Genomic DNA, 25962 nt, shown 5'->3' with positions numbered 1-25962 from the left:
AATAAAGCCCGCTTGGTGCGGGCTTTATTAGTGCGCTATTGCGATCAGGGATTCTTGCCTGTATTGGCTGCTGGCCCCATGCCTGGCGTTGAGCCGGCACCGGTACCATTGGTATTACTGTCCATTCCCATGCCAGCGCCTGTGCCGGTATGGTTGCCTTGTTCACGATGGGTACCGTGATCCATCGTCTCAGGCCGTGTGCTGTCACTCATGCCACCAGGCGCTGTACTGACTCCCTTGCCATTGTTAGGCGAGCTGCCTGAATCGGCTCCAGGGGTCACATCATTACTGTTTACGCTAGGCCCTGGTGTTACGGGTTCTGTTGGGGATGTAGGATCGGCTGGGCCGGTTTGAGCAAAGGCAGACGTAGAAAGCAGGCCTGCCAAAGTCACTATGGCGAATGTCTTTTTCATTGGGCACCTCCTGGCTCTTGTATGTGTGCTTATGGTTGGGCACCTAGACACACAGGAGGTGCAAATGCGGTGACCAGTGGTCAGGGAATAATCCGCTCCGCTCTTAAACGGGTGAACAGATCGATGAACGATGCCCGACTATCGTGGTAACCCAGAAAGCCCAAGTCGCGGCTCTTGGTCATGTCGTTCAGGCATTCAATTTCGCGACCCAAGTCTGCGTCACTGTGCCACCAGGACGCTAGCTTGCTTACATCGGATTCGACCAGTTCGTGGCGGCGCGCTATCTCCTCCCATACTGGCCCGATGTCCTTCATCTGTTCCTCCAGCGGTTGACGCTCATCAGGACAGGACGCAGCGTCCAAACCAAAGAACTCCGCAATCTGAGCCCACATCCAGCGCCAGCGGAACACATCACCATTGACGGTATTGAGCGCTTGGTTCTGCCCGCTCGGCGAGAGTGCTGCCCACTCCATCTGCCGCGCCAGCAGACCAGCATCCGTAATATCCGTCAGGCCATTCCACTGCACCTTTGAACCTGGAAATACGAAGGGGCGACCGGTTTCCTTGCAGATACTGGCATAGATAGCCAGGGTCACGCCCATGTTCATGGCGTTACTGCCACGCGCCATGCCGATCATGCTGTGGGAGCGATGCACACTCCAGCTAAAGCCACGGCGCTCGGCGTGTTCAAAGAGGATATCTTCCAGGGTGTAGTAAAAATTCTCGCCAGGCAGACGAGGATTATCTTCTCGAAAGGGCGTCTCGGCGGCCGTCTGGCCGTAACTTTCAAAGGGACCCAGATAATGTTTGGTCCCTGTTACCAATGCTAGGTGCTGAAGTGGCGCATGCTCTAGCGCTTTGCAGAGGTTACGCATCATGGCGCCATTGGCCTCGACATTTTCCTTTTCGGTATTACGGCGGGTCCAGGTACAAAAGAAGGCGTGGGTAATGGGAAGGTCTTTTAAGGCTTCGGTCAGGGACTGCTCGTCAAGCAGGTCACCGGTTACAGGAATCACTCCCTCTTGGCTGGAGGGCTTGCGGGCTAGCCCATATACCGTCCAGCCACTGGATATCAGCACATTGGCCAGGTTGTAGCCAGAAATGCCCGTCACGCCGACAATAAGTGCTGTGCCTTTCAACATGATTATTCTCCACAATGGGATGCCAGGCATCCACATGAGACAAAGATGAGCCGTGCCGATTACCAGCTTGGCATTGGGCCTCGTGCACACGTAGCCTTACCTGGACTCACCGACCCTTGTTAGGAGCCTCCTATGCCACCATTGGTTTACTGGCATGCCGATGTTTTTGCGAATCGTCCGCTTGCAGGTAACGGTGTCGCTATCTTTCCGGACGCTACCGGGCTGCCTGTCAGTACGCAGCAGAAACTGACTCAGGAACTGCGTCAGTACGAATCTATCTTTCTTGAGCCACAGGCGCAGCCAAACACGTTTGGCGCGCGCATTTTTACAATGGAAGAAGAGCTGCCCTTTGCCGGACACCCACTGTTTGGCGCTGCTGCCCTGCTTCATCACCAGCAAGGACAGGCAGAGCAGGAAACCTGGCAGATCGAGCTGGCAGAAAAGACCGTTACGCTGGTCACTCATCGCACCGCTACAAGCTATTACGCCGAGATGAACCAAGGCCCTGCCCACTGGGGGCAACAACTCGATCAGCAGCAAAGCCAATGGTTTGCCCAGGCCTTTTCGTTAAGGCTGAGGGATTTGAATGCTGATTATCCAGCCACGGTTGTCAGCACAGGGCTCCCCTATCTGATCCTGCCTGTCAAAGGCAGTCAGTTGGCTCATGCCCGGATCACCGTGGATGACCTGGAGGCGCGCCTGCATGCCATTGGCGCAGCGTTCGTATACGTACTGGACGTCGAACGTGGCGAAGGCCGCAGTTGGGATAATGCCGGCTTGGTGGAGGATATCGCTACGGGTAGTGCCGCCGGTGCAGCCGCAGCCTACCTGATCCGCCACGGGTGCCAGAGCGTTGGGCAGCCTTTCGTCATTCACCAGGGAGGCTTTACCGGACGCCCCAGCAGAATCGATGTTTGCGTAGAAGAACAAGGCGCGGTGCGGGTGGGTGGGCACGTCCATTTGCTGTCTCGCGCCGAATGCGTGGTCGAGCTGCGGACGTCTACGTGACTCATACCTCAGGTAACTGCGCTTCGTAATATATTGTCGCACTCTGCCAAATGCCCGTGGTCTCACCCACAAATCGATCAAGCGAGGCGATGAGATGGATTGGGGTAAAGGGCGACGTAGCGATAACGTTGAGCAGGCCACCGGGGGCGGTGGCCGCGGGCTGCAAATCGGCGGTGGCTTGGGGATTGGCGGGGTTCTGTTGGTCGTAGTATTCAGCCTGGTGACAGGCCAGGACCCGCTGCAGGTATTGGGTATGGTGACAGGCTCAGGCGGCGGTGCGCAGGTAGCTCAGCAAACTCAGGCGCCGGATACAAACTCCAGACAGGTAGATTTTGTTCGCGCCATCCTGGGTGATACCGAGGATACCTGGGGTGAGATCTTTGCAGCGCATGGACAGCACTACCAACAGCCCAAACTGGTCCTCTTCAATGGCCACGTGCAATCGGCTTGTGGCTCCGCCAGCGCGGCAACCGGGCCATTCTACTGCCCAGCCGATCAACAGGTTTATCTGGACCTCTCCTTCTTCGATGAGATGGAGCGCCGCTTCTCGGCGGCAGGTGATTTTGCCCGTGCCTATGTAATTGCCCATGAAGTCGGCCACCACGTGCAGGATCTGGTCGGCACCACCGAAAAGATGCAGGCTGCCGAGCGACGCGGCATGCCTGCTCAGGGCGCGCAGGGCTTATCTGTTCGCCTGGAATTACAGGCAGACTGCTATGCCGGCGTCTGGGCGAACCATGCCCAGAAACGCCTTCATTGGCTGGAGCCCGGCGACCTTGAAGAAGCCATTAATGCCGCTCACGCCATCGGCGATGACCGCCTGCAAGAGCAGGCCCAGGGACGTGCCGTTCCAGACTCTTTTACCCACGGCACCTCCGAACAACGGGCCCGCTGGTTCAGGACCGGGTTTGATAACGGCGCCGTCGAGCGCTGCGATACATTTACGGCGTCTCGTCTATAACGCGAACAGTGGGGTACCCACTCGGTACCCCACTCACTCACGCCAGAGCAATGCGCTGCGCCAGAGCAAAACAATCCACCGCATGATCATCTGCCAGATCTGGCCAGATGTTCTCCGGCGCGTTTACCAGTACGGTACGCGTGCCTGCCGCACGGCCACATTCAAGATCGATTCTATGATCGCCCACCATCACAACATCACTTGGCTTTACCTGCCAACGTTCGATGAAGTGACGTAACCCGCCCGGATGCGGCTTTGGGGGTGCCTCGTCCCGTCCAAGCACTTCTGCCCGATCGAAACACTCTGCAAGGCCAATGGCTTCCAGCGTTATGTAAGCCAGCGCTTGAGCATTACGTGTCAGGATGCCGATGCGGCAACCGCGCTCGCATAAAGCCCTGACCAGCTCGACCGCCCCAGGGGCAGACCTGGACCCTACAGCCAATTCGCGCTCATGCTCAAGCAACCAGGCGTGCTTAGCCCTGCTCTCTGCCTCTGGCAGAGAAGCCAAGTGGTGAAGAATGTCTGCCTCGGGTGGTATCTCCAGGACACGTCGGATTTTTGCAAAGTCATGCACGGCAACGGTCAATGTGCCGTCCATATCAAATACCCAATGGGTGTAATCGCAGAGGTTCATGGTGCTCCTAGGCTAAAGATTAGGGAACTGCGCCGCATATCCCTCCGTCAAGACAATAGGTACTTCTTACGCAGGCGATGAGTTCGCAATGAAGACGACAGTACACGCACTTTTATTCGATGTGTTTGGCACCGTAGTGGATTGGCGGGGCAGCTTGATCGCCTCACTTGAATCCTTCGGCGAGAAAAATGGCCTCAAGGCTAACTGGCCTGCTCTTGTCGATGCCTGGCGAGGCGAAGCCTATGGCCCATTGATGGAGCAGGTTCGCGAACGTACCCTCCCCTGGATGCCTCTCGACGATTTGCATCGCGTGACGCTTGAAGAGCTGCTGCCCAAACATGGTCTGGTCGGATTGACCAAGGCTGAAGTGGACTGGATTCATCGACTCTGGCACCGCCTCGACCCCTGGCCAGACGCTGTTCCCGGCCTTACTCGACTCAAACAGGGCTACAGCATAAGCGCCTTGTCCAATGGCAATGTCGCCATGCTGGTCAATATGGCCCGCCACGGTGGCTTGCCTTGGGACATGGTATTCGGTGCCGATCTGTTCAACCACTACAAGCCTGATGCCGAATGTTACCTTGGCGCCTGCACCTTATTAGGCGTAGAGCCCGAACGCGTCATGCTGTGCGCTGCCCACAACAACGACTTGCAGGCAGCTAGCGAACTGGGCTTGCGTACTGCCTTTATCCAACGCCCCCTTGAAAAGGGGATCAACGGTCCGGTTGAACACCCGTTGGGCGAGTGGGACCTGGTTGCCAGCGACTTGCAGGATTTGGCCGATCAGCTAGGAATGAAACCAATAACAACTGACGAGGATGAACCATGACGCTGACCGTTGCCTTGATCGCCCCAGGCTCCATGGGTGCTGCTGTAGGCCGCTATTTACGCGACCACGGCCTGGATGTCTGCACTACATTGGCAGGCCGCAGCGTTGCTACCCGAGAGCGCGCCGCAGCTGCGGGGCTGCGTGAAATCGAGCAGGAGCAATTGGGCGAAGCGGATATCCTGCTCTCCATTGTACCGCCCTCCGAAGCGTTACTGCTGGCGCAAGAATTGGCTCCCATATTGGGCCGTACCCAGAAAACAGTTTATGTAGACTGTAATGCCATTGCTCCCGCCACCGTTGAGCAGGTTGGCCAAACGATTACCGATGCAGGATGCGCCTTCGTCGATGCGGCTATTTTTGGCACGCCCCCCTCTCCTGAGCGAACCTGTCCCTCCTTTTATGCCTCAGGCGAACATGCGTCGCGCTTTGCTCAGCTTAACGATTACGGCCTTCCGGTAAAGGTATTGGAAGCGCCCATTGGCGCCGCCTCAGGGCTCAAGATGAGCTACGCAGGCATCACTAAAGGGCTTACGGGTCTTCTTGCTGCCATGATCCAAGCTGCCGAGCGCAGCGGCTCCGGGCAGGCCCTTCGGGATGAGCTCAAGTGCAGCCAGCCGATGCTGTATGAATGGGCCAACGAAAAACTGCCCGACATGTACCCGAAAGCCTATCGCTGGGTAGCAGAAATGGAGGAAATCGCAGCCTTTGCCCAGAAGGATCGCCCCAGCGAGGCGATTTACCTTGCCATGGCTCAGCTGTACTGGCGCCTGTCCGAAAACCGGGCGGCCGGTGCCGGAAATGATGTAGCAGAACTGGAAAAGTGGCTGGCGCGTTAGCGCCATTACTACCGACAGCCGTTTGGGAACCGATTACATAGCCGGTTGCGCCACGTAGCTAAGAACAAACGTCACCACTCCGCAAACATCCAGCGGCTCGTCCCGACCGTAGCTGATCGGGCGTGCCTGGCGATGTCCACCTAATAGGAGGCGGCCGCCCTGATTATCGTGCGTGAGACGGCGAACCTCGTATTGACCATTTACATCCATAATGACCAGATGCCCCGGCCTGCATTCCGCTGCCCGATCGATAATCAGCCGGTCTCCCGGATAAATTCCGAATTCCAACAAACTTTCATCATCGACCATGACAACCCAGATCGGTGATTCGCCTAACCCCACCAGCCGGTCCAGCGAGATAGCGTTTTCTTCCCACTCACCCGCGGCAGACTGGAAACCGCTGATCCGCAGCGAGTCTGCTTCGGGCAGCAAATGACGAAGCCGTTCGCTTCGCCCTAGTACGGTGATCGACATACCTGACGCTCAAATAGCTGTATATGCGTACAGATACCAGAGCCATGACCCCAGGTCAATCAAAGACTTAAACAGCTACCAGATGATCAAGGTCTACTGCCCGATAATTTTGCACTGAAGCCTCATATCCGCGTGGTTTGATCGGATCAGGCGTTTCAATTTCCTTGAGCAGGGCTTTGAAATCCCTTCGGTGATCGACATCGGGCATAGGCACTGCCGAAAGTAGCCGGCGTGTGTAAGGATGCTGCGGATTTCCCAATACCTGATCACGCTGTCCAATCTCTACGATCTGGCCACAAAACATCACCGCTACGCGATGACAGATACGCTCAACCACAGCCATGTCATGAGAGATAAAGACATAGCTCAGCTGGTACTCTTCCTGTAACCGCTCCAGCAGATCAAGTACCTGTGCCTGTACGGATACATCAAGCGCCGACACGGATTCGTCCGCAATAATGACCTTGGGATTAAGTGCCAGCGCACGAGCAATACAAATACGCTGTCGCTGCCCGCCAGAGAACATATGCGGATAGCGCTCCATGGCCTCGCCCGGTAAACCGACCTGCTCCAATAGCTGGGCTACACGCGCTTTGCGTTGTGAAAAATCCGTCTGGCCGTGTATCAAAAGCGGTTCGCCTACCAGATCCAGAATAGTCTTGCGTGGATTGAGCGAGGCATAAGGGTCCTGGAAGATCATCTGGATATCCTGCCGTACCGGCTTGAGCGCTTCGCCCTTCAAGCCATTCAGCTCGCGCCCCAAAAGCTTCACGCTACCGTCATACGCCAGCATGCTCATTAGCGCCTTGCCTGTCGTAGACTTTCCGCAGCCGCTTTCTCCTACAATGCCTAACGTCTCGCCCTGGCGCAGGCTGAAACTTACGTTCTCGACGGCATGAACGTTTCGGGCCTCCTCGAACCAGCCGCTCCGCAGCGGAAAACGCACCGTAAGATCCGTTACTTCAAGAACTACAGGCTGCGCTGCTCGAGATTCAGGCTTGGGCGCTGTTCCCAATACCGGCACAGCAGCCAATAATTTCTGGGTATAAGCCGCCTGAGGTGCGTTGAAAAGATCACGCACCGGTGCATGCTCCTCCATTACCCCCTGATTCATGACGACCACTTCATCGGCCATTTCAGCGACGACGCCCATGTCATGGGTGATCATTAACAAGGTGGTATCAAACTCACGCTGCAACTCACGCATCAGCTCAAGAATCTGTGCCTGAATAGTGACATCCAGTGCTGTAGTAGGCTCGTCAGCAATCAAAACACGAGGGCGGCACACCATTGCCATGGCGATCATCACTCGCTGCCGCATACCGCCAGACAGCTCATGGGGATACTGCACAAGCCGCTTATCGACATGCGGCACACGCACCGCGTCAAGCATTTCCTTTGCACGCTGCCGCGCCTGCCTACGGCTGACCGGCTCGTGCCGGCGAACCGTCTCTTCCAATTGCTGCCCCACCATCATCAAGGGATTTAGCGAAGTCATCGGCTCCTGGAAGATCATGCCGATTTCTTTACCGCGCAGCTGCTGCATCTGCCGCTCCGGTAGGGCAAGCAGATCTCTTCCCTCAAACAAGAGAGTCCCGCTGGGTACGCGGGCTATCTTCGGTAACAGCCCCATGATCGCTAACGAGGTCAGGGACTTGCCGCTGCCGGACTCCCCAGCGATGCATAGGGTCTTGCCGCTATGCAGGGCAAAGCTGAGGTCGTTTACTACACGCCTGTTTCCAAACTCGATGGATAAGTGCTCAACCGACAGCAAAGGCCGGGACGTCTCGGCAGTCATGGCATTACCTCAGTTAAAAACCACTTTCGGGAAGTAGAACGACACGACCCAGTTCGGCATATCCACCACCTCACTGATGCGTAGATCACCGCAGACCGAACACAGCATGTAGGCTTGCTCTGCAGGCATACCGTGTTCGCGGCAGAGCCAATCGATCGTGCTGCTGACCGCTTGGCGAGCAGCGTCCATGAGGTCTGGCGCCACTCCGGTAAAGGCTTCGTATCCAGCAGTATCCAGATGGCGGGTCACCGGCCCTGGCGTGCTGAACCGCGGTGCAGCCAGTGGCATAGACTTGATGAGGTCCAGTTTCACCACTACGTCCATGGCGCTTTCAATGGCTGTTCCGCACACCTCGCCATCACCCTGAGCCGCATGAGTATCACCCATGGAAAACAGCGCGCCCTCCACTTCCACCGGTAGATACAACGTCGTGCCGGCAGCCAGATCACGGATGTCCAGATTGCCGCCTACCCGGCGTGGGGGAACAATGGAGTGCAGCCCAGCCGCCGCTGGAGCCACACCGATCGTGCCGGCGAATGGTTTGAGTGGCACCTTGCCAAACTGGCCAAACGCGGCCGGTGCAAGGCTGTCCTTGTCGTAGTGCCACAGTGTTAAAGCGGGCTCCTTGAACTGGTCCGCCAACAGGCCAAAGCCCGGGATGTTTGCCGTCCAGCCAAAGCCGCAGGGTTTGAAACTGTCAATTGTTACCTTGAGCACATCACCTGGCTGAGCCCCTTCGATAAAAATCGGGCCGGTGACCGGATTGATTTTGTCAAAAGGCATCGTGGAAACATCAGCTACAACTGACTCTGGAGTGAAATACCCATCGGAGGAATCTAGGCATTGAAATTCCAGCTCGGCACCCGGCGCTACACGAGCCGTGGGTTCAAGGCTGTTATCCCAACCGAAATGATTGTTGATGCTGTGGATCGTTTTAACCACGCAGTTCTGGCACATTCACTTCACCCATATATAGTCATAGTTAACGGGGACATGGACGGGATCGACATACAGCGCATCGTCACCCCCCATACGGGCTGAGCGTACGGTAAAGCGCTGCTCGTTAAAGATCGGTACCCATGGCGCATCAGCCATGACGTCGGTAAAAATCTTTTTCCACAAGGCGATTCGCTCAGCCTGCTGCTCGGGCTTGGCCATGGAATCGGCTCGCTTCGCTTCGGCATCCAGCGTCTTGTTGCAGTACAGCGCCCAGTTCCAGCCTCCGGCCACAGCGCCCTCGCATCCCAGAATCGGACCATAGAAGTTCGAGGGGTCCGGGAAATCGGCGATCCAGGCCATGCCTCCCGACCACACCATGGCAGCCTTGTCCTTTTCGCTACCCGCGGCAATCACGTTGGCCTGTGCAAGGGATTTGATCTGCGCGCGAATGCCTACCTTGGCCAGATCCTGCTGAATCGACTGGGCGATGCGCGGCTGCGGATCGGTGTTCATCACATACAACTCGGTATCGAAGCCATTAGGAAAGCCCGCATCGGCCAGGAGCTTTTTGGCCCCCTCTACGTCATAAGGATAGCCCTTGAATGCGGCGTCATAACCTGGCATGGCCGGTGGTAGCGGTTGATTGGCAGGCTTGGCGCGACCATTGATGATGCGAACAATGCGCTCTTTGCTGATCGCCATGTTCACCGCCTTGCGAACTTCAAGCTTGTCGAATGGCGGCAGTGTGGTCTTCAGCGTGAGATACCCTGTCTGCAATTGGTCACCGATGACCATCAGGTCTTTCTGCTGCGGATTGTTCTTGAATTGCAGGAACTGTGCAGGCGGCACACCATCTCCGGCGATATCCACTTCGCCTTTTTGCAAACGCATCAGAGAAACAGTAGGGTCCTGGCCGATTTCAAACTTGATGCTGTCTACGTATGGCACGCCGGGCTGGAAATAATTGGAGTTTTTCTTGAACACTACTTGTTGGCCCAGCTTCCACTCAGCCAACTCAAAGGCGCCAGAGCCAACCGGATGCTTGCCAAAATCCGCCCCCCACTTCTCGACCGCTTCTTTTGGCACGACCGAAGCGAAGTTGATCGCCATGATGTGAAGGAAGGTAGCGTTGGGCTGGTTCAACGTTATCTTGACGGTATAGTCGTCTGGCGTTGTAACCCCACTCAGCGTCTGGCTCTTGCCGGACGTCATGTCCTCATAGCCCTGAATGGACGAGAAGAAGCCGGCCCCTGGACTCTGGGTTTTCGGGTTGACCGTACGCTCCAGGGAATACTTCACGTCACTGGCCTTCATTTCGCGGCCATTATGGAATTTGACGCCCTTCTTCAACGTGAAGGTGTATTCGGTGCCATCATCGGAAATGGTGTAATTTTCAGCCAGTGAAGGGACCAACTCCGTTGTGCCTGGCTTGTAGTCAACAAGCCTGTTGAACAGGCTCTTGATCATCGACCAGTTCTGCCAGTCGTAACCAATCGCCGGGTCCAGGGTGGCTATATCGTTCTGATAGGTAATAACTGCCTCACCGCCTGTCTTGGGCTCGGCCGCCAGCAGGTTGCCAGCAAACAGCGTGGCCGCAACGGCCAAGGATAGTGCCTTCCTTCTCATGTGCTCCTGCCTCTTTTTCAGTGTTATTAATGTTTTTTCACATCGATACGAGGATCAACCAGCGGAATCACCAGATCGGCCAGCAGGTTGCCCAATACAATCGCCACGGCCGAGACGGTCGTAACGCCAACGATGACGGGAATGTCTACTTGCTGAATGGCTTGCCAGGCCAGCTGACCGATGCCCGGCCAGCCGAACACCGACTCCACAACCACCAGCCCACCCATAAAGATGCCAATGTCGATTCCGATCATGGGAATGACGGGTACGATGGCGTTAGGAAGCACATGGCGAAATACCACACGCACTCGACTCAGCCCCTTTGCGCGGGCTGTACGGATAAAGTCTTGATGCAATACCTCGATCATGGAGGAGCGCACCATGCGTGAGTACCAGCCACTGCCCAGGAGCCCGAGCGTCAGGGCGGGCAATAGAATGTGGCGAAACTCGCCGTAGCCTCCCATGGGAAACCAGTCGAGTTTTACTGCAAAGAAGTACAGGAACAGCATCGCGGCGATAAATTGCGGTGACGACACCCCGATGAAGGAAAATGCCATCAGCAGTCGATCGGCAAACGAGTCTCGCTTGAGCGCAGCAATAATGCCCAACCCGATTCCGATGATCAGCTCGAACAGAATGCCCATCCCCATGAGCTGTAACGAGGGCGCAAGGCGCGAGCCGATCAGCTCGGAAACTTCCGATCGCTGAATGAAAGAGCGCCCCAGATCACCGTGCAAGAGCCCCATCAGGTAGTTGAAGTACTGCTGATAAAATGGCAGGTCTAATCCCAGCTGATGCCGAATGTTTTCAACCACTTCCGGTGTTGCACTACGCCCGGCAATCTGCCGCGCCGGATCTGCCGGCAGCATAAATAGAAGCAAGTAGGTTATTAGCGTTACTCCAAGCAGAATCAGCAAGGAGTACAGGACTCGCCTTGTCATAAAGGCCAACATCAGCTTCTCCCCCTTAACGTCGGGTCCAAGGCATCGCGCAGCGCATCGCCGACCAGATTGAACGACAGCGACAAGAGCACGATGGCCGCCCCTGGAAACAGCACCAACCAGGGCGCTGAGGTGAAATACGTCTGGCTTTCGAAAATGATGTTGCCCCAACTCGGTGTTGGCGGTTGAACGCCTACCCCTAGAAATGACAGCGTTGCCTCTAGCAGTACCGTGGTAGAAATACCTAGCGTGGCCCAGACCAGAATTGTCGGCACCAGATGCGGCAACAAATGCGAAAACAGAATGCGCATGGAGCTGGCACCCAGAGTGCGCTCAACCTCGACAAAATCCCTGGCAGAGAGTGATACGGTTTCTGAATAGATCACCCGGGCAATCTGCACCCAGTTCACCATGGCAATCACCAGCGCCACGATCCATACACTGGGCTGAAAAATAGCCGCCAAGGCGATAGCTAGTAACAGGGCTGGAAAAGCCATCATGAGGTCGGTAAACCGCATCAGGATTGTACCCAGCCAACCTCGCACGAACCCCGCCGTCAACCCCACCAGCGTGCCGATCAGAACGGCAATACCATTGGCCAACAACCCAATGAACAGGGAGGTTCGTGCACCGTAGAGCAGACGTGACAGTAGATCGCGGCCCAAGAGGTCTGTCCCCAGGTAATAGGTCGCATCCGGCGATAACGGCGCGCCCTCCAGGGATAATCCCTCAATAAACTGCTCCGAGGGATCGTAAGGCGCTACCCAGGGCGCCAGAACAGCCAGCAGCACCACTGCCACAATGAACAGCAATGCGACCACCACAGAGGGACGGCGACACAAGGTGAGCATCGCGGTCATGAACGTGCCTCCCGCGAGTCCTGCCGATGCGCTTGCGTCAGATCAAGGCAGATCTCCTCCAGGCTCCGATTGGCCTGCATCGACAAGTGCCTGATCCGCTCGTAGGCCTGGGTCTCTGTGATCTCCAGCTCGACCATCAGCCACGCCAGCGCCTGGGCAACCAAGGGGCGGCTGTCCACCTTGCTTTGCAGCGCGGCGGTTTTCTGTTGCTCGCACCGCAAGCGATCCCGCAACCCGATTGCCATCATCAGTGTGGTGTAGACCGAGCCTTGAGTAATAGGCTTGTTCAGCACGGCGGTCGCGCCCAGATCCAGAGCACGCTGAATCTGGGACAAGGTTTCGTGCTGGGTCAACGCAATAACCGGAATACCACGCCCATTGGCGGCGGCTACCAGTTGATGGCTTGCAAACTGATCCAACTCCACAATCAGTGCCAACACATCGCTTAAGCAGGTTTCGGTATCTTGCGCCACTACAGACGCCGCAATTCCCAGGCGCTGCAGACTTTTTTGCAGGCTTGCCTGGGCGCGCTCGTCACAATCCACCAGCAGCAAGCGGGTGTTTTCGAAATCGGGGCGCTTTAGCGGAGTCATTTAACAATCCTCAAGTGACGGGATGGCGCAACATGCCGCCGGGTATGAAAGGCGCTCAGGTCAGTCGCGGTCAGGTAGGGGTCTGCCTCACGCAACTCAGGCTCGATATGCCGGATCATGAAGCGCTCCCCCTCAAGCTCGGCGATGTAGCACGGCAGGCTGGTGTGGTTGTTCCGAGGTGAAACCTGTAAATGACCCAATGCTGTCTTCACAGGCCTGGCATATAAGGCCTTGCAGACCTCTGCTGGCGCATCGCTGCCGCTTCTCCGGCAGCCTTCAGCCAAGAGATGTACCCCGGCGTACGTGCAGGCGTAATAATGTGAATAAGGATGCGGCCCATGCCGGCGGCGCTGCCGTAGGCTGAACGCAGGATCGACCGACTCGAAATAAGGCCCGCAGGAAAATAGCCGCAAGGCCTGCAGGTGTCCGAGCTCTGCCAGCTCTCCTTCAGTAAAATTACAGCTGAGCACTGGCAGACGTACACCATGCTCAACACAGGCCCTATCTAGCTGACGAAGGAACGCGTAGGACGACTCGCCAACCAGGTTATTCAATACAAATGACGGATTGTTCCTGAGCAACCCCTTGATTATCTCGCCAAATGCAGTCACGCCCAGGTGAAAATACTTTTCGGCACAGACCGCTCCACCTGCTACATCCATAACTTCACGGGCGATTCGGTTACTTTCCCAGGCCCATACATAGTTGGAGCCGACCAACATGGCTCGATCGCCAAACGCCTCGATCGCGAAATGTAGCAAGGGAATCAGCGTCTGGTTAGGGCACCCCCCAAGATACAAAACGCTTTCGCTGCTCTCGAAACCCTCATAGGGGCACGGAAACCAGAGCAGACTGCCATGCAGCTCAAGATCAGGAATAATGTCTTTGCGGTTGGCCGAAGTGATCGGTCCGAATACATGCCGGACCCCACGTTCATGCAACTCTGCCAACCCCTCACTGTAGCGCTCCGGCTTGCCCGCAGGATTGAAATGCTGCAGGCGAAGCTCAAAGTCTAGCTGGCCACCTTCATTGAGTTCGGCAATCGCATGCTCAGCACCAGCCAGTGCATTTCGGCCCATGTGGCGGTAAGTGCCGTCTGTAGATAATAAAGCGCCAACTGATAAGACCTTGCGCAGCATTTTCCCGCTCCAAAAAAAAACCTGAACGAGTGTTGTGAAAACACTTGCTCAGGCTTCGTTACCCAGGCGCATCGAGGCGCATGTAGAGTCAAGACTTACAGGCACATAGCCACGCTTTGAGAAATAGATAAGAAAAAATGATGCCAACTCGCTCTATACTAGGGAACAAGCGCTCTAGCATGGGCTCTAACCGCTGGCCACCCGTTATGGTATGCACCGCTTTCAAGCATGATTAAGCGGAGTCGCACCCTTTTAAAGCGTTTCCATAGTTGGAAAGTGTTTCGAAAGGCCCCATTAATTAGGGCGGACAACTAACGCAATACATTAAGAATAGGTGACAAGACCGTTCAGGCCTTATATAAATAAGGCTTAGCCTGATGGCCGCTTCAATATCTTTTCAACTTGGCCATCGACTCGTGCGGTCAGTAGCAATACACGCTCGTCCTGAGCGTGTATCAACCGCCTTGACTACAACAAAATAGTGAAGATTTTAATAACGTGACGAAAGAAGAACTTCGCGCTGAACTGGAACGCCAGGCCCAGCGTTTTCAAAATATCTATGGTGGAGAAATCACCACCTACGCTGCTCAATCGACTCCTGATCGCAAGCCTTGGCGAAAACGTCCAAGCGTCATGGACCGGGTTTACGAGGCGGAAGTCCAGAAAATTGCCGAGCAAAAAGCTCAAACCGAGCATGGTACACACGAACAGGAAGCCTGACTGGCACCTGCTCATGGATGCCAAAGTCCGGTACCTGTCTTAACGGATCAGCCTATCCAAGGCTATGGGTATCGGGAGGCACACGCCAGGAAGCTAGCCAAGTGCAACGCCTCTATCCCTTGTAGTGCGGCGCATGGCTTTTTCTGGACCCCTAGCGGCGTTGGCGTTGGCGTTGGCGTTGGCGTTATTTGGCCTTGACCTCTAACTCTGCGCTAGCGCCAGGCTCACACCATACTCTGCTTCGTGCTCATGGAAGGCCTTGAAACCTGCCTGAATATCCGGCAATTAATGCTGTGGTGCTTCAAACAGGCTTCAAGGATCTATTCAAAAAGAGCGTCAATGCTGGTGATGATGCTCATGAGCATCAGGTGCATCGTCCTGAACAGCGACCTCAATATTAACGTCACCCGCCTTTTCAAAGTGCAACGTTAGTGGAAAGCGCTGCCCTGCGACCAAAGGCTGCTTGAGCCCTACCAGCATCAAATGATTGCCTTGAGGCTCCAGCCGCAACTCGGTACCAGAGGCTATCTCGGCGCCCTGCTCCATATGCCGCATACCCATCATTCCGTCCTTGTTGACCGTAGTATGCAATTCGGCACTCGCCGCTACAGGTGAGTCGGCGCTCAACAGGCGATCCGCCTGCTGGCCGTGGTTGTGTATAGCGAAATAAACCGCTCCGGTGGGCGCACCAGGAGGCGTAGCACGCGACCAGGGATGATCAATGTGCAACTGTCCCGTTTCGTACTCATGTGCCATGGCACATGGAGCGAGAAACAAGGCAGCAACCAGACTTAGCAAAATACGCATGAAAATACCTTACAGACGTTAGAACGCCAGCGTGAGCAAAACAGAATTACGCTGCCACTAAGGCAGCACAAGACATAAGGATGCTTAAGCATCTTTAGGTGGCGCTCGTGTCATGGCGCCTAAAAAAAGAGGCAAGCGCGCAAAACCAGGCGCAATCAGGCCTTGATATAACCCACTGTTAGACGGCGTGCTTGCCAAACGTGTGATGAATTCAGATGAAAGCGGGGGACTGCTGAAAAGCAGATCGCAATAACCGCACTGCTCAAAAACGTAAGTCCAGTGCTGCTCGTTTGCATGCGACAACGCCCTGGGCACAGCGTGATGGCTGGCCATATGTTGGACCATGCCATAATGCTCATGGGAATGCCTGGCTGCCAGCGCCTGGGATGCAACGGGCGCAATGAACGCCATGACCATGGCAAACAGGCCAAGCCAGGCACAACGTCGCGAGCGCTTCTGCGGTATCACGTATCAGCTTCCCATACACATGAACCGGTATGGTCGCATGTTTGATATTCCCGAGCGAAGAGGTGTACCTAACCTATTGGCTCGACTCAGCATGCAAGCCCTCCAAAAATATCTACAAAAATGCTTTTTACAAATTTTTATTGCTATAAAGTCTTATAATTAGTGATTTATACCAATTTTTTAAAGCCGCTTGCCATTCAATCCAATCCTCACTAGTGTTGAGGGTATGAACATTGCGCATACCCTCATCCTGCTACGGCAACACGCCTGCCTGCGTCTGGTCAGTCCGCGACTGCGACCCTGAACTCGACACGCATCGACTTTATTTGCCGCAGATCTTCAAACGCGCACTCATCAGCGATGAAAGACCGGCTGTTCCCACTATGGCACCGCTCCTACGGTCGCGGAAAGAAACAAGAACTAAAGGATTATCCTCATGGCCATGCTTAAAGATCCGTCTCAGAAATACCGCGCGTTTCCCACCATCGACTTACCCAACCGGACCTGGCCATCCAAGACCATTACCGAGGCGCCTATTTGGCTGAGTTCAGACCTGCGTGACGGAAACCAGTCCCTGATTGAACCCATGGACAGCGAAAAGAAGATGCGTTTCTTCAAGACGCTGGTACAGGTAGGCGTCAAGGAAATCGAGGTGGGCTTCCCTTCTGCATCACAGACTGATTTCGACTTTGTGCGTGAGCTGATCGAAAACGGCCATATTCCCGATGATGTCACTATTCAGGTACTGACCCAGGCACGAGAAGACCTGATCGAACGTACCTTCGAATCGCTGAAAGGCGCCAAGCAGGCAATTGTTCATTATTACAATGCCTGTGCGCCCAGCTTCCGCCGTATTGTTTTCAATCAGGATAAGGAAGGCGTCAAGGCAATTGCTGTCAACGCGGGGCGTGTGATCAAGCGCCTGGCTGATGCCAATCCGCAGACGCAGTGGCGCTTCGAGTATTCGCCTGAAGTGTTCAGCTCTACTGAAACGGAATTTGCCGTCGAAGTATGCAATGCCGTGATTGATGTGTTCCAGCCAACGCCTCAGCACCGCTTGATCCTCAACCTGCCTGCCACCATCGAGGCGGCGACACCAAATGTTTACGCAGACCAGATCGAATGGTTCTGCCGTCATGTGAACCGTCGCGACAGTGTTCTTGTCAGTCTGCATACCCATAACGATCGTGGAACCGGCGTTGCAGCCAGCGAGCTGGGGTTGATGGCTGGCGCGGACCGAGTTGAGGGCTGTCTGTTCGGCAATGGCGAGCGCACCGGTAACGTTGACCTTGTCACACTAGCTCTTAACCTTTACACCCAGGGCGTCGATCCCAAACTGGACTTCTCCGATATTGATGCGGTGCGCAAGGTCGTTGAAGAGTGTAACCAGCTGCCGGTACACCCTCGCCATCCCTATGTGGGCGATCTGGTACATACCGCGTTTTCAGGCTCGCATCAGGATGCCATCCGCAAGGGCTTCGTTCAGCAGAAACCCGATACTTTGTGGGAGGTACCCTACCTGCCCATCGATCCTGCCGACATTGGTCGCAGCTATGAGGCTGTCATCCGTGTCAACAGTCAGTCTGGCAAGGGGGGTATCACGTACCTGCTTGAACAGGAATACGGCATTACCCTGCCGCGCCGGATGCAGATCGAATTCAGCCAGGTCGTTCAGAAAGAAACCGATCGCCTGGGCCTGGAAATGACTGCGCAGCAAATCTACGATCTGCTTGATAATGAATACCTGAAGGCCGTTTCGCCCTACCAGCTCAAGCGTCATCGCCTGCAGGAAGAAAACGGTATCAGTGCGGTCAGCGTTGAGGTCATGGCCAACGGTGAAATCCAGCAATGGCAGGGTACCGGTAATGGCTCACTGGAAGCGCTGGTGTCAGCGCTGCCGGTTCAGATCGAGGTTATGGACTACCACGAACATGCCATTGGCGCTGGCGCCAATGCCAAGGCAGCTGCCTATATCGAGGTACGCCTGGGCGGTGGTCGTCCACTGCATGGTATCGGTATCGATGAAAACCTGACGACAGCCAGCTTTCGTGCATTGTTCAGCGCCCTGAACCGTGCCGTATCCCAAGCTCAGTAATGCTCTTTTGCCCCGATCCCTGATCGGGGCTTTACTCCTTCCTGTATTTCCCTCTCTTACATGTGCTCCAAGAACGATCCTCGTTCACTTTAGTCACACCTCCTTTGAGGTCTGTTCGCCGCTTGGCTGCGAATTGCCCTTATTGTCGTTAAAAGGAGGACACCATGAGCACACGTCAACTCGGTCAATCCGGCCTACACGTTTCGCCGCTCGCCCTGGGTGGAAACGTATTTGGCTGGACGCTTGATGAAGCCAAGTCGTTCATCCTGCTCGATGGGCTGATCGACCAGGGACTTAACTTTATCGATACGGCTGATGTCTATGAACGCTGGGTACCCGGCAATCAGGGTGGTGAATCGGAAACCATCATTGGTAACTGGCTCAAGAAGAGCGGCAAGCGTGACCAGATTGTTCTAGCTACCAAAGTCGGCATGGATATGGGCGACGGCAAGAAAGGTCTGCGCGCCGACTACATCCAGAAGGCAGTGGAAGATTCTCTCAAGCGCCTGCAAACCGATCATATCGACCTGTACCAGACCCATATCGACGACCCCGATACCCCTTTGGAAGAAACCCTGCATGCCTTGGCTAAGCTGGTCGAGCAAGGCAAGGTCCGTGCTATTGGAGCATCCAATTACAGTGCCGAGCGGTTGCGTGAGGCGCACCAGATCTCTCAGCGTCTCGGTATTCCGGGCTATATCAGTCTTCAGCCGCACTACAACCTTTATGAGCGTGAAGACTATGAAAAGAACCTTGAGCCTGTAGTACAGGAGTTGGGGCTGGGCGTCATTAGCTATTACTCGCTGGCCAGCGGCTTCCTGACTGGTAAGTACCGCACCAAGGACGATATCAAGGGCGCTCGTAGCGACTCCGTCAAAAAATACATGACCGAGCGAGGCGTTACGATTCTTTCTGCCCTGGATGAGGTAGCCGAAGAATATGATGCAACCCCTGCTCGTGTGGCCCTTGCCTGGCTCATGGCGCGTCCCAGTGTCACGGCACCCATTGCCAGCGCTACCTCTCTTGAGCAGCTCAGGGAACTGGCTGAAGCCACCCACCTCCAACTGAGCGCCGAAGATATCAGCACGCTTGATCACGCCAGCGCCTATTAACGTTCGGTCTGGATTGAAACACGTCGTCTGCTACTTCCCTTGAGTAGATCGCCCTGTGGTTATAGCCGCAGGGCGCTCCGCTGCGCTTGCCAGCTGACTGAATAATAGTCAGCGAAGCGAAAGCCTCTGCTCTAGAACGAGGTCTTAGCGAACGTCTTTTTACTGTAATGGTCCATTCATGGGCACAGGGAGAGAACATCTGAACGCATGAGCCAATATTATCTTTCATACCCACAACGCCCATGCCGGTAGTTTCAGACGGTTCTTATAAGAAGCCGAACGGAGGAAGCTCCATCGTGCATATTGCTGATATGACCATGTTTTATGCACCTGCCAGCGGCGGTGTGCGCACATACATCGATGCCAAACACCGCCGTTTACGTCGTTACCCCGGAGTCCAGCACAGCGTGCTTGTCCCTGGGGAAAGCTATCGACAGAACGGAGGAATCTATGAGATTCCCTCACCTCCCTTGCCATTTGGAAAGGGTTATCGCTTTCCGGTCCGACGCGGGCCGTGGCGCAATGTATTGTGGGAGTTGCAACCTGACCTGATTGAAGTAGGTGACCCCTACATGACGGCCTGGGCCGCCCTGGATGCAGGGCGCCGGTTGGATGTTCCCGTGATTGGCTTCTACCATTCAGACCTTCCACTGCTGGCCAGTAACCGGCTAGGTTCGTGGTTTGGTAGCAACATGAGCACTTATATTGCGCGGCTGTATCGCAGTTTTGATCGTGTCCTGGCGCCCAGCAAGGTCATGGTTGAAAAGCTTGAGCGCATGGGGGTAAACAATGTTTATGCCCAGCCGTTAGGCGTGGATCTTGAAACGTTCCACCCATCACTGCGGGACTCCACCTTAAAGCGCGAGCTAGGACTGGATGACTCTACTCGCCTGATGGTATTTGCCGGCCGAGGCTCGCGGGAAAAGAACCTGCCCATCCTACTGGAAACGGCCCGTCAACTGGGTAAGCCCTATCACCTGCTCTTGGTAGGCTCGAACATGCCCAGCCATGTACCCGACAACGTCACCGTCATGAATGGTTTCCGTCCGGCATCTGAAGTAGCGCGCCTGGTTGCCAGCTGTGATGTCCTGCTCCATGCCGGACATCAGGAAACCTTTGGCTTGGTCGCGCTTGAAGCCATGGCTTGCGGTATTCCCGTTGTCGCCGTCAAGGCAGGCGCCTTAGGCGAAATTGTTCCCTTCAATACCGGGCGTCTCTGTCAGCCCCATGATCCAGCTTCGATGGCTGCCACTGTACGCGAACTGTTTGAAGACGATGCCCGTCTTGTGGGCCGCCAAGCCCGTCAGCATGTAGAAGCCCACCACTCTTGGGATACTGTAGTCGCGGGTCTCTTGTCTCATTATCATGCTGTGCTCGGCACCTCTGAAATGCCGGTAGCTGCACATGGGTGAACGCAATGTTATGCTGGTGCTACATGATGTAGCACCAGAAACCTGGAACGATTACCAACCCTTCATAGAGGCGGTGGACGCACTGGGCAATGTGCCTATGACATTGCTGGTCGTCCCCGACTTCCATCATCGTAACCCGATCGATCAGCATCCTGACTTCATCAGGCTTATGGATCAGCGCCTGGCGCGTGGCGATGAGCTGTCGCTTCATGGTCACTTCCATTGTGATGATGCCCCAGCGCCTACGAACCCTCGTGACTGGTTCATGCGCAGGGTTTACACCTATGAAGGTGAATTCTATACGCTCAATGAAGCACAGGCCCGTGAACGTATTGAAAAAGGTATGGCCTTGTTCAAGCGCTTTGGCTGGCCGCTGCATGGCTTTGTTGCGCCGGCCTGGCTAATGAGCGAAGGAACACGCCGCGCCCTGAGCCAGACCGATCTGCGCTATACCAGCGACCCCCAGCATTTCTACCTGCTACCTGACCACCGCCAAATAGAGGCACCCGGGCTGGTCTGGAGCGCCAGAAGCCCGTGGCGCAGAGGTATGTCCTGGCTCGTAAGCGAGCAAGCTGCTCGCCGTCATCGAGAGGCTCCCCTGCTCCGTCTTGGGCTGCATCCAGTCGACATGCGGCATGAGTTTTCGAGGGATTACTGGCTGGGGCTGCTCAAACGGTTGATGGCGGACGGACGTGCGCCAATCAACAAAATCGACTGGCTCAACCGGCACTACCTCAACGAGCGTCTCGCGGCATGAGCCGTGGCGTCTGGCTGCTGCTCAGTGCGTTACTGGCAGCAGCACTTATCCCGCTGTTGTTAGGCGGTACCGGGCTGCTAGGGAAGTTACGAGGCTTTCCGCTCGACCTGCTGCTGCTCATGCTTGGCATGATTGTGCTGTGCTGGAACATCAATGCAATTCGCCTACGTTTACTCCTTAAACGCTTACACCGCACGACTCACCTTCGCTCCCTGGCCATTGTGATGGCAACCGAGTTCGCTATCTGTGCCACACCTGGCGGCGCGGGCGGCCCGTTTACCATGATGGCGCTTCTCGCGCGGCGTGGCGTACGTCCAGCTCAAGCCACCGCCGTGTTTGCAGTGGATCATATTAGTGACTTGCTATTTTTCGTCTGCGCACTGATCGGAATCTTGATTTATGCCCTCTTTCACGCGCTTAACCCTCATGTAGGTTGGCTACTGGGAGGCACTGCCGCCTTGATGACGGGAGCTATTGTTCTGCTCTTTGGGCTGGCGCGTTTTCACCGCGCCGTTTTGCGCAGCAATGGCCGGATCATGAAGCGTCTGGGCATAAAACAGTCCCGACGCGTGCGCTGGGGCCGAAAGGTATTGCGCTTTCGTAATGCATTGAAAGAAAGCCTGCGAATGCCTCACTCCACCTTGGCGGCAGTATTTGGCTTAACGGCATTGCACTGGCTACTTCGTAACAGTGTTTTGTACATTACATTAGTTGGTCTAGGGGCTGTCATTCCCTGGGCCTGGACCTTTCTTATACAGATGCTGGCGCTGACCGCAGGACAGGCGAGCCTGCTGCCTGGCGGTGCAGGCGGTGCAGAATTGGCATCAGGTGCGCTCCTTACACCCATGGTCGGAAAATCAACAGCAGCGGCTGCCATTCTGATTTGGCGAGCCGTAACGTATTACTTCTACCTCATAGCAGGCGCCCCGGTATTCATCCATCTGGCGGGGCGTCCCTTGCTCAATCGCCTGATTCGCTTTCGTCAGGCATAGGCGTATTTAACATCGTCTCCCAGAGTTCAGCGGCACCCGGAAAATCGGTGCCGCTGTCCTCGGTGAGCGCATCCGGATCGTAGCGAAGTGTACATCCCTCCCCCAGGGTAGGAGGAGGATAAGCCGCACCGCGCTCGAAGGGATCACTCATAGAACCTCAGAATGCATCAGTTGAAGACTACCGTCTTGTTACCATGCACAAGCACACGGTCTTCCAGGTGATAACGCAGGCCACGCGACAGCACCATCTTTTCGACATCCTTGCCAAGACGAACCATATCTTCGACCTCATCACGATGGGTAATGCGCACCACATCCTGCTCGATGATCGGACCAGCATCCAGCTCTTCGGTTACATAGTGGCAGGTTGCACCAATCAGCTTTACGCCTCGCTTGGCGGCCTGATGATAAGGCTTGGCTCCCACGAACGATGGCAAGAAGCTGTGATGGATATTAATGACCTGATGAGCATAACGCTGACACAAGTCCGGTGGCAGGATCTGCATGTAACGCGCCAATACTACGGTATCAGCCTGATACTCATCGATCAGCCGGGACACTTCGGCAAAGGCCGGTTGCTTATCGGCTGGGTCGACGGGTACATGAAAATAAGGAATACCATGCCACTCAACCATGCTGCGTAATGCATCATGGTTGGAAATAACACAAGGGATTTCACAATCAAGTTCACCACTGTGCCAGCGATGAAGTAAATCGGCCAAACAATGGGATTCGCGGCTGGCCATAAGTACGACACGCTTTTTAACAGCAGAGTCGGTAATGCGCCATTGCATGGAAAACTCTTTGGCTATTGGCGCAAACGCCTGATAAAAACCTTTCAAATCGAAGGGTAAAGAGTCGGCACGTATTTCATGGCGCATAAAGAACCAGCCACTCTCGGTATCGGAGTGATGACTGGCCTCACTGATCCAACCATTATAAGTCGCCAGAAAGTTACTTACCTTGGCCACTATACCTACGCCGTCCGGGCAGGCGATCACCAGACGAAAAGTGCGCATAAAACAACCTCGAAAAAACGGAGGCCGCCATTCTAGCCTTGCGCACGAAAAACTTCAGCAGCCATCGGCTTCAGGCGACGAATACCGCACTTAAGTTTTAATGTTAGTTGAACATTATCGACCCTATTAACTTGTTTTATGCTTGCAAAAAGTTAATAGTGGGTTTACTTGTTGTTACGCCAACACTATCATTAAAAAAAGACCAGCCCTTGCATTGCAGGTAAATGTATGTCCCTTATCAATGAATACCGTGCCACTGAAGAAGCCATTAAAGAATTGCAGGAGCGCCTGCGTAATCTTTCTCAAGATGACAAGCTAAAAAAAGAACTGGAATTCGAAGAAAAGCTACGCGCATTGATGGGTGAATACTCCAAGTCCCTGCGTGACATCATCGCCATTCTTGACACTGATGCCAAAAACACTCGTGGCACTCGTGGTAATGCTAAGAATACTCAGGGCAGTGGCACTAAGCGTGCGCGTAAAGTAAAGCAATACAAGAATCCGCACACGGGTGAAGTTATTGAAACCAAAGGCGGCAACCACAAAACATTGAAAGAGTGGAAAGCCAAGTGGGGCGCCGATGACGTCGAGAGCTGGGCCACCCTGCTCGACTGATATCCATAGGGCACATATAAAAAACGCCAGCATTGCTGGCGTTTTTTATATGTTGTTTAAAGCTTTTAAACCCCGAACCGACTTCTTAACTGCTGTGCATGTACCCGCCATGCATTCAGCAGGGCCTGCTGAGACTCACTGGCCGTCTGCGCCAATGCGTGCAGAGTCTCTTCAAAAGAAGATAAGGTATTGGGAGCGCCCCATTCACCATCCACCAAACGATTATGGCAGAATGAATGCCAACGCCCCTGCTCTTCTACCGTTAGTGTATGAGAAAAGTTTCGGGCCCTATAACGGAAGTAAAGTTCCGGCAAACGTTCATCTGCAAATAACCACCTTTTATCCACCAACTTTGCAGGATCGCAGCTTCGAATTTCGTCACATAAGCGTCGATCACTCTCGCATATAAAGCCATTGTACAGCTGCTGTTCAGGATCAAGGACTGCCTTTTCGGTCTTTATTTGATAAAGCTGCGACAATTTGTCCCGCCATATTTTTGCCTTACTTTGCAAAAGAGCGGCGCGCTGCTTGTACATCTGCATATTTATTTGCAGTCTTTCCTGGTCCTTTTCTCTTAGAACAGCCAACGGCGCCAACACCGGACAGCGATTTATTTGAATAAGCTTAAGTGGTACTGGCAGTTCGTCATTGGCTAATAAATCCTCGCGCCGGGAATAGAGCCTTTTATGTAATGTTTGAACATCCAGCTCTAATATAGGGGTTGGGTCCAGATGAAGATCGCAGACAATTAAGGCGTTACGGTTATGTGGATGCCAGCACAGCGGTAATACAATGGAAAGAAAATTGCGCTCAGCTGAAAACCGTCCGGATACATGAACCAACGGCTTAAGTAAGGTGATGTGTTCCAATACTGAACGCTTGTGCCTGAGCTGATACAAAAAATGGTAGAGCCGTGGTTGTCGGTCACGCACCAGTTGCGCTAACTGAATAGTGGCTTGGACATCGGACAGCGCATCATGCGCCTGCCCATGGTCTAGACCATTAGCTTCGGAAAGACGCTCAAGTTTCAAGGTCACCCGATCGTCATCCTGGGGCCACTCGATACCTTCTGGCCGAAGCGCATAGGCAGCGCGCAGCAGATCGATCAGGTCCCAGCGAGTATTTCCGCCCTGCCATTCCCGTGCGTACGGATCGTAGAAATTTCGATACAGGCTATGCCGGGTCACCTCATCGTCGAAGCGCAGCGTGTTGTATCCGGCTGTACAGGTGCCCGGCTGGCTGATATGGGCATGCAGCTGGGCCATGAACTCGGCCTCGGGAAGCCCTTCGCGCTCAAGACGCTCGGGTGTAATACCTGTAATCAGACAGGCTGCTGGGTGTGGCAGGATATCGTCGCCCAATCGGCAGTACAGATTGAGCGGCTCACCAACAATATTAAGGTCCTCATCCGTACGCAACCCTGCCACTTGCAGTGGACGATCGCAGCGGGGATTGGTCCCGGTGGTTTCGAAGTCATACCAGAATATGGTGCGGCTCACGACAAAGCTCTCCTAGCTATCAGCGCCTCAAGTCGAGCACTCTGGATTTTTCAGTTGCCTATACGCCTGATGGGTCGCTAGGCTTATCACGTCGCAGGCTGCGACGACACGAATGTCCTTAGATCAATAACATGCAAAGATACCTGGCGGCAGCCTGTCCATTAAGGCGCTTCTAATGCGCGCCAGGCTAACCAAACAGGGTTAATGTGCATAGACGCACTATGCTTGGATGATGACCTTATCAAAGGAGTGATGATTTGCTGAAGCGCTTGC

At 54.8% G+C, this 25962-nt stretch carries 27 protein-coding genes; 11 read left to right on the top strand and 16 right to left on the bottom strand.

Annotated features, from left to right (window positions below; translation table 11 throughout):
* Positions 1-44 precede the first annotated feature (44 nt).
* Both IEX86_RS07920 and IEX86_RS07915 read right to left on the bottom strand, forming a co-directional pair.
* Positions 45-413, bottom strand: a complete 369-nt coding sequence (locus tag IEX86_RS07920) for a hypothetical protein (RefSeq protein WP_188865589.1) — start codon at positions 411-413, stop codon at positions 45-47.
* 80 nt (positions 414-493) lie between these two features.
* Positions 494-1552 carry an SDR family oxidoreductase gene (locus IEX86_RS07915; RefSeq protein ID WP_229685295.1) on the bottom strand — a complete coding sequence of 353 codons (1059 nt, stop codon included), beginning with the start codon at positions 1550-1552 and terminating at the stop codon, positions 494-496.
* A 135-nt stretch (positions 1553-1687) separates the two neighbouring features.
* Here IEX86_RS07915 and IEX86_RS07910 point away from each other — a divergent pair, with 135 nt between their 5' ends.
* Positions 1688-2563, top strand: a complete 876-nt coding sequence (locus IEX86_RS07910; protein ID WP_188865587.1) for a PhzF family phenazine biosynthesis protein — start codon at positions 1688-1690, stop codon at positions 2561-2563.
* A gap of 94 nt (positions 2564-2657) precedes the next feature.
* Positions 2658-3524, top strand: a complete 867-nt coding sequence (ypfJ, locus tag IEX86_RS07905) for a KPN_02809 family neutral zinc metallopeptidase (RefSeq protein ID WP_188865586.1) — start codon at positions 2658-2660, stop codon at positions 3522-3524.
* A gap of 37 nt (positions 3525-3561) precedes the next feature.
* On the opposite strand, the gene IEX86_RS07900 is transcribed toward ypfJ, so the two are convergent.
* Positions 3562-4158 carry an HAD family hydrolase gene (locus IEX86_RS07900; RefSeq protein ID WP_188865585.1) on the bottom strand — a complete coding sequence of 199 codons (597 nt, stop codon included), beginning with the start codon at positions 4156-4158 and terminating at the stop codon, positions 3562-3564.
* Positions 4159-4246: 88 nt separating this feature from the next.
* Between IEX86_RS07900 and IEX86_RS07895 the strand changes: the two genes are divergently transcribed.
* Together IEX86_RS07895 and IEX86_RS07890 are read left to right on the top strand one after the other, a co-directional pair.
* A complete protein-coding gene (locus IEX86_RS07895) occupies positions 4247-4987 on the top strand; it encodes a haloacid dehalogenase type II (protein ID WP_188865584.1) in 741 nt (246 codons plus the stop codon).
* Positions 4984-5823 carry an NAD(P)-dependent oxidoreductase gene (locus tag IEX86_RS07890; RefSeq protein ID WP_188865583.1) on the top strand — a complete coding sequence of 280 codons (840 nt, stop codon included), beginning with the start codon at positions 4984-4986 and terminating at the stop codon, positions 5821-5823. Before IEX86_RS07895 ends, IEX86_RS07890 begins: the two co-directional genes overlap by 4 nt.
* Positions 5824-5856: 33 nt before the next feature.
* Here the strand turns inward: IEX86_RS07890 and IEX86_RS07885 are convergent, their stop codons facing one another.
* From IEX86_RS07885 to IEX86_RS07850, 8 genes are all read right to left on the bottom strand, one after another.
* Complete coding sequence (locus IEX86_RS07885; protein WP_188865582.1) at positions 5857-6297, bottom strand: S24 family peptidase; 441 nt, start codon at positions 6295-6297, stop codon at positions 5857-5859.
* A 67-nt stretch (positions 6298-6364) separates the two neighbouring features.
* A complete protein-coding gene (locus IEX86_RS07880; protein WP_188865581.1) occupies positions 6365-8095 on the bottom strand; it encodes an ABC transporter ATP-binding protein in 1731 nt (576 codons plus the stop codon).
* A 9-nt stretch (positions 8096-8104) separates the two neighbouring features.
* Positions 8105-9052, bottom strand: coding sequence for an acetamidase/formamidase family protein (locus IEX86_RS07875; RefSeq protein ID WP_188865580.1), 948 nt, complete (start codon positions 9050-9052; stop codon positions 8105-8107).
* On the bottom strand, positions 9053-10660 hold the full coding sequence (locus IEX86_RS07870) for an ABC transporter substrate-binding protein (RefSeq protein ID WP_188865579.1): 1608 nt from the start codon (positions 10658-10660) through the stop codon (positions 9053-9055). It lies immediately after the preceding gene.
* Between the two features lie 26 nt (positions 10661-10686).
* Complete coding sequence (locus IEX86_RS07865) at positions 10687-11613, bottom strand: ABC transporter permease (protein ID WP_188865578.1); 927 nt, start codon at positions 11611-11613, stop codon at positions 10687-10689.
* Positions 11613-12461 carry an ABC transporter permease gene (locus IEX86_RS07860; protein WP_188865577.1) on the bottom strand — a complete coding sequence of 283 codons (849 nt, stop codon included), beginning with the start codon at positions 12459-12461 and terminating at the stop codon, positions 11613-11615. Before IEX86_RS07860 ends, IEX86_RS07865 begins: the two co-directional genes overlap by 1 nt.
* Positions 12458-13054: an ANTAR domain-containing response regulator gene (locus IEX86_RS07855; RefSeq protein ID WP_188865576.1), complete on the bottom strand. Its 597-nt coding sequence runs from the start codon at positions 13052-13054 to the stop codon at positions 12458-12460. The genes IEX86_RS07860 and IEX86_RS07855 overlap by 4 nt, the downstream gene beginning before the upstream one ends.
* Positions 13051-14193, bottom strand: a complete 1143-nt coding sequence (locus IEX86_RS07850) for a transporter substrate-binding protein (RefSeq protein ID WP_188865575.1) — start codon at positions 14191-14193, stop codon at positions 13051-13053. The genes IEX86_RS07855 and IEX86_RS07850 overlap by 4 nt, the downstream gene beginning before the upstream one ends.
* A gap of 498 nt (positions 14194-14691) precedes the next feature.
* Here IEX86_RS07850 and IEX86_RS07845 point away from each other — a divergent pair, with 498 nt between their 5' ends.
* Positions 14692-14913: a hypothetical protein gene (locus IEX86_RS07845; RefSeq protein WP_188865574.1), complete on the top strand. Its 222-nt coding sequence runs from the start codon at positions 14692-14694 to the stop codon at positions 14911-14913.
* A gap of 336 nt (positions 14914-15249) precedes the next feature.
* On the opposite strand, the gene IEX86_RS07840 is transcribed toward IEX86_RS07845, so the two are convergent.
* Both IEX86_RS07840 and IEX86_RS07835 read right to left on the bottom strand, forming a co-directional pair.
* A complete protein-coding gene (locus tag IEX86_RS07840; protein WP_188865573.1) occupies positions 15250-15720 on the bottom strand; it encodes a copper chaperone PCu(A)C in 471 nt (156 codons plus the stop codon).
* Between the two features lie 84 nt (positions 15721-15804).
* Complete coding sequence (locus tag IEX86_RS07835; protein ID WP_188865572.1) at positions 15805-16188, bottom strand: DUF2946 domain-containing protein; 384 nt, start codon at positions 16186-16188, stop codon at positions 15805-15807.
* Positions 16189-16624: 436 nt separating this feature from the next.
* On the opposite strand from IEX86_RS07835, the gene leuA reads away from it, so the two are divergent.
* From leuA to gpgF, 5 genes are all read left to right on the top strand, one after another.
* A complete protein-coding gene (gene leuA, locus IEX86_RS07830; RefSeq protein WP_188865571.1) occupies positions 16625-18283 on the top strand; it encodes a 2-isopropylmalate synthase in 1659 nt (552 codons plus the stop codon).
* A gap of 164 nt (positions 18284-18447) precedes the next feature.
* Positions 18448-19395: an aldo/keto reductase gene (locus IEX86_RS07825; RefSeq protein ID WP_188865570.1), complete on the top strand. Its 948-nt coding sequence runs from the start codon at positions 18448-18450 to the stop codon at positions 19393-19395.
* A gap of 296 nt (positions 19396-19691) precedes the next feature.
* Positions 19692-20807, top strand: a complete 1116-nt coding sequence (gene gpgS, locus IEX86_RS07820) for an N-acetylglucosaminyl phosphatidylglycerol synthase (protein ID WP_188865569.1) — start codon at positions 19692-19694, stop codon at positions 20805-20807.
* The gene (gene gpgD, locus IEX86_RS07815) at positions 20800-21564 is read left to right on the top strand and encodes an N-acetylglucosaminyl phosphatidylglycerol deacetylase (protein WP_188865568.1); all 765 of its coding nucleotides are present in this window, start codon (positions 20800-20802) and stop codon (positions 21562-21564) included. The genes gpgS and gpgD overlap by 8 nt, the downstream gene beginning before the upstream one ends.
* Entirely contained in the window at positions 21561-22556 is a 996-nt protein-coding gene (gpgF, locus tag IEX86_RS07810; RefSeq protein WP_188865567.1) for a glucosaminyl phosphatidylglycerol flippase, read from the top strand. Before gpgD ends, gpgF begins: the two co-directional genes overlap by 4 nt.
* Here gpgF and IEX86_RS07805 read toward each other — a convergent pair.
* Positions 22525-22707 carry a hypothetical protein gene (locus tag IEX86_RS07805; protein WP_188865566.1) on the bottom strand — a complete coding sequence of 61 codons (183 nt, stop codon included), beginning with the start codon at positions 22705-22707 and terminating at the stop codon, positions 22525-22527. The two genes, gpgF and IEX86_RS07805, sit on opposite strands and share 32 nt — an antisense overlap.
* 16 nt (positions 22708-22723) lie before the next feature.
* Positions 22724-23575 carry a formyltetrahydrofolate deformylase gene (purU, locus tag IEX86_RS07800; RefSeq protein WP_188865565.1) on the bottom strand — a complete coding sequence of 284 codons (852 nt, stop codon included), beginning with the start codon at positions 23573-23575 and terminating at the stop codon, positions 22724-22726.
* 228 nt (positions 23576-23803) lie between these two features.
* Here purU and mvaT point away from each other — a divergent pair, with 228 nt between their 5' ends.
* Complete coding sequence (mvaT, locus tag IEX86_RS07795; protein ID WP_188865564.1) at positions 23804-24190, top strand: histone-like nucleoid-structuring protein MvaT; 387 nt, start codon at positions 23804-23806, stop codon at positions 24188-24190.
* Between the two features lie 65 nt (positions 24191-24255).
* Here mvaT and sbcB read toward each other — a convergent pair whose 3' ends face one another.
* Positions 24256-25689 carry an exodeoxyribonuclease I gene (gene sbcB, locus IEX86_RS07790; RefSeq protein WP_188865563.1) on the bottom strand — a complete coding sequence of 478 codons (1434 nt, stop codon included), beginning with the start codon at positions 25687-25689 and terminating at the stop codon, positions 24256-24258.
* Positions 25690-25962: the final 273 nt, after the last annotated feature.

It is taken from the genome of Pseudomonas asuensis, assembly GCF_014646755.1.
GTDB lineage: Bacteria > Pseudomonadota > Gammaproteobacteria > Pseudomonadales > Pseudomonadaceae > Chryseomonas > Chryseomonas asuensis.
This window is presented reverse-complemented; position numbering and strand designations above follow the sequence as displayed.

Coding starts and splice junctions, on each gene's coding strand:
- IEX86_RS07920 (WP_188865589.1), bottom strand. CDS start 413: ATGAAAAAGACATTCGCCATAGTGACTTTGGCAGGCCTGCTTTCTACG.
- IEX86_RS07910 (WP_188865587.1), top strand. CDS start 1,688: ATGCCACCATTGGTTTACTGGCATGCCGATGTTTTTGCGAATCGTCCG.
- ypfJ (WP_188865586.1), top strand. CDS start 2,658: ATGGATTGGGGTAAAGGGCGACGTAGCGATAACGTTGAGCAGGCCACC.
- IEX86_RS07900 (WP_188865585.1), bottom strand. CDS start 4,158: ATGAACCTCTGCGATTACACCCATTGGGTATTTGATATGGACGGCACA.
- IEX86_RS07895 (WP_188865584.1), top strand. CDS start 4,247: ATGAAGACGACAGTACACGCACTTTTATTCGATGTGTTTGGCACCGTA.
- IEX86_RS07890 (WP_188865583.1), top strand. CDS start 4,984: ATGACGCTGACCGTTGCCTTGATCGCCCCAGGCTCCATGGGTGCTGCT.
- IEX86_RS07885 (WP_188865582.1), bottom strand. CDS start 6,297: ATGTCGATCACCGTACTAGGGCGAAGCGAACGGCTTCGTCATTTGCTG.
- IEX86_RS07880 (WP_188865581.1), bottom strand. CDS start 8,095: ATGACTGCCGAGACGTCCCGGCCTTTGCTGTCGGTTGAGCACTTATCC.
- IEX86_RS07875 (WP_188865580.1), bottom strand. CDS start 9,052: ATGTGCCAGAACTGCGTGGTTAAAACGATCCACAGCATCAACAATCAT.
- IEX86_RS07870 (WP_188865579.1), bottom strand. CDS start 10,660: ATGAGAAGGAAGGCACTATCCTTGGCCGTTGCGGCCACGCTGTTTGCT.
- IEX86_RS07865 (WP_188865578.1), bottom strand. CDS start 11,613: ATGTTGGCCTTTATGACAAGGCGAGTCCTGTACTCCTTGCTGATTCTG.
- IEX86_RS07860 (WP_188865577.1), bottom strand. CDS start 12,461: ATGACCGCGATGCTCACCTTGTGTCGCCGTCCCTCTGTGGTGGTCGCA.
- IEX86_RS07855 (WP_188865576.1), bottom strand. CDS start 13,054: ATGACTCCGCTAAAGCGCCCCGATTTCGAAAACACCCGCTTGCTGCTG.
- IEX86_RS07850 (WP_188865575.1), bottom strand. CDS start 14,193: ATGCTGCGCAAGGTCTTATCAGTTGGCGCTTTATTATCTACAGACGGC.
- IEX86_RS07840 (WP_188865573.1), bottom strand. CDS start 15,720: ATGCGTATTTTGCTAAGTCTGGTTGCTGCCTTGTTTCTCGCTCCATGT.
- leuA (WP_188865571.1), top strand. CDS start 16,625: ATGGCCATGCTTAAAGATCCGTCTCAGAAATACCGCGCGTTTCCCACC.
- IEX86_RS07825 (WP_188865570.1), top strand. CDS start 18,448: ATGAGCACACGTCAACTCGGTCAATCCGGCCTACACGTTTCGCCGCTC.
- gpgD (WP_188865568.1), top strand. CDS start 20,800: ATGGGTGAACGCAATGTTATGCTGGTGCTACATGATGTAGCACCAGAA.
- gpgF (WP_188865567.1), top strand. CDS start 21,561: ATGAGCCGTGGCGTCTGGCTGCTGCTCAGTGCGTTACTGGCAGCAGCA.
- IEX86_RS07805 (WP_188865566.1), bottom strand. CDS start 22,707: ATGAGTGATCCCTTCGAGCGCGGTGCGGCTTATCCTCCTCCTACCCTG.
- purU (WP_188865565.1), bottom strand. CDS start 23,575: ATGCGCACTTTTCGTCTGGTGATCGCCTGCCCGGACGGCGTAGGTATA.
- mvaT (WP_188865564.1), top strand. CDS start 23,804: ATGTCCCTTATCAATGAATACCGTGCCACTGAAGAAGCCATTAAAGAA.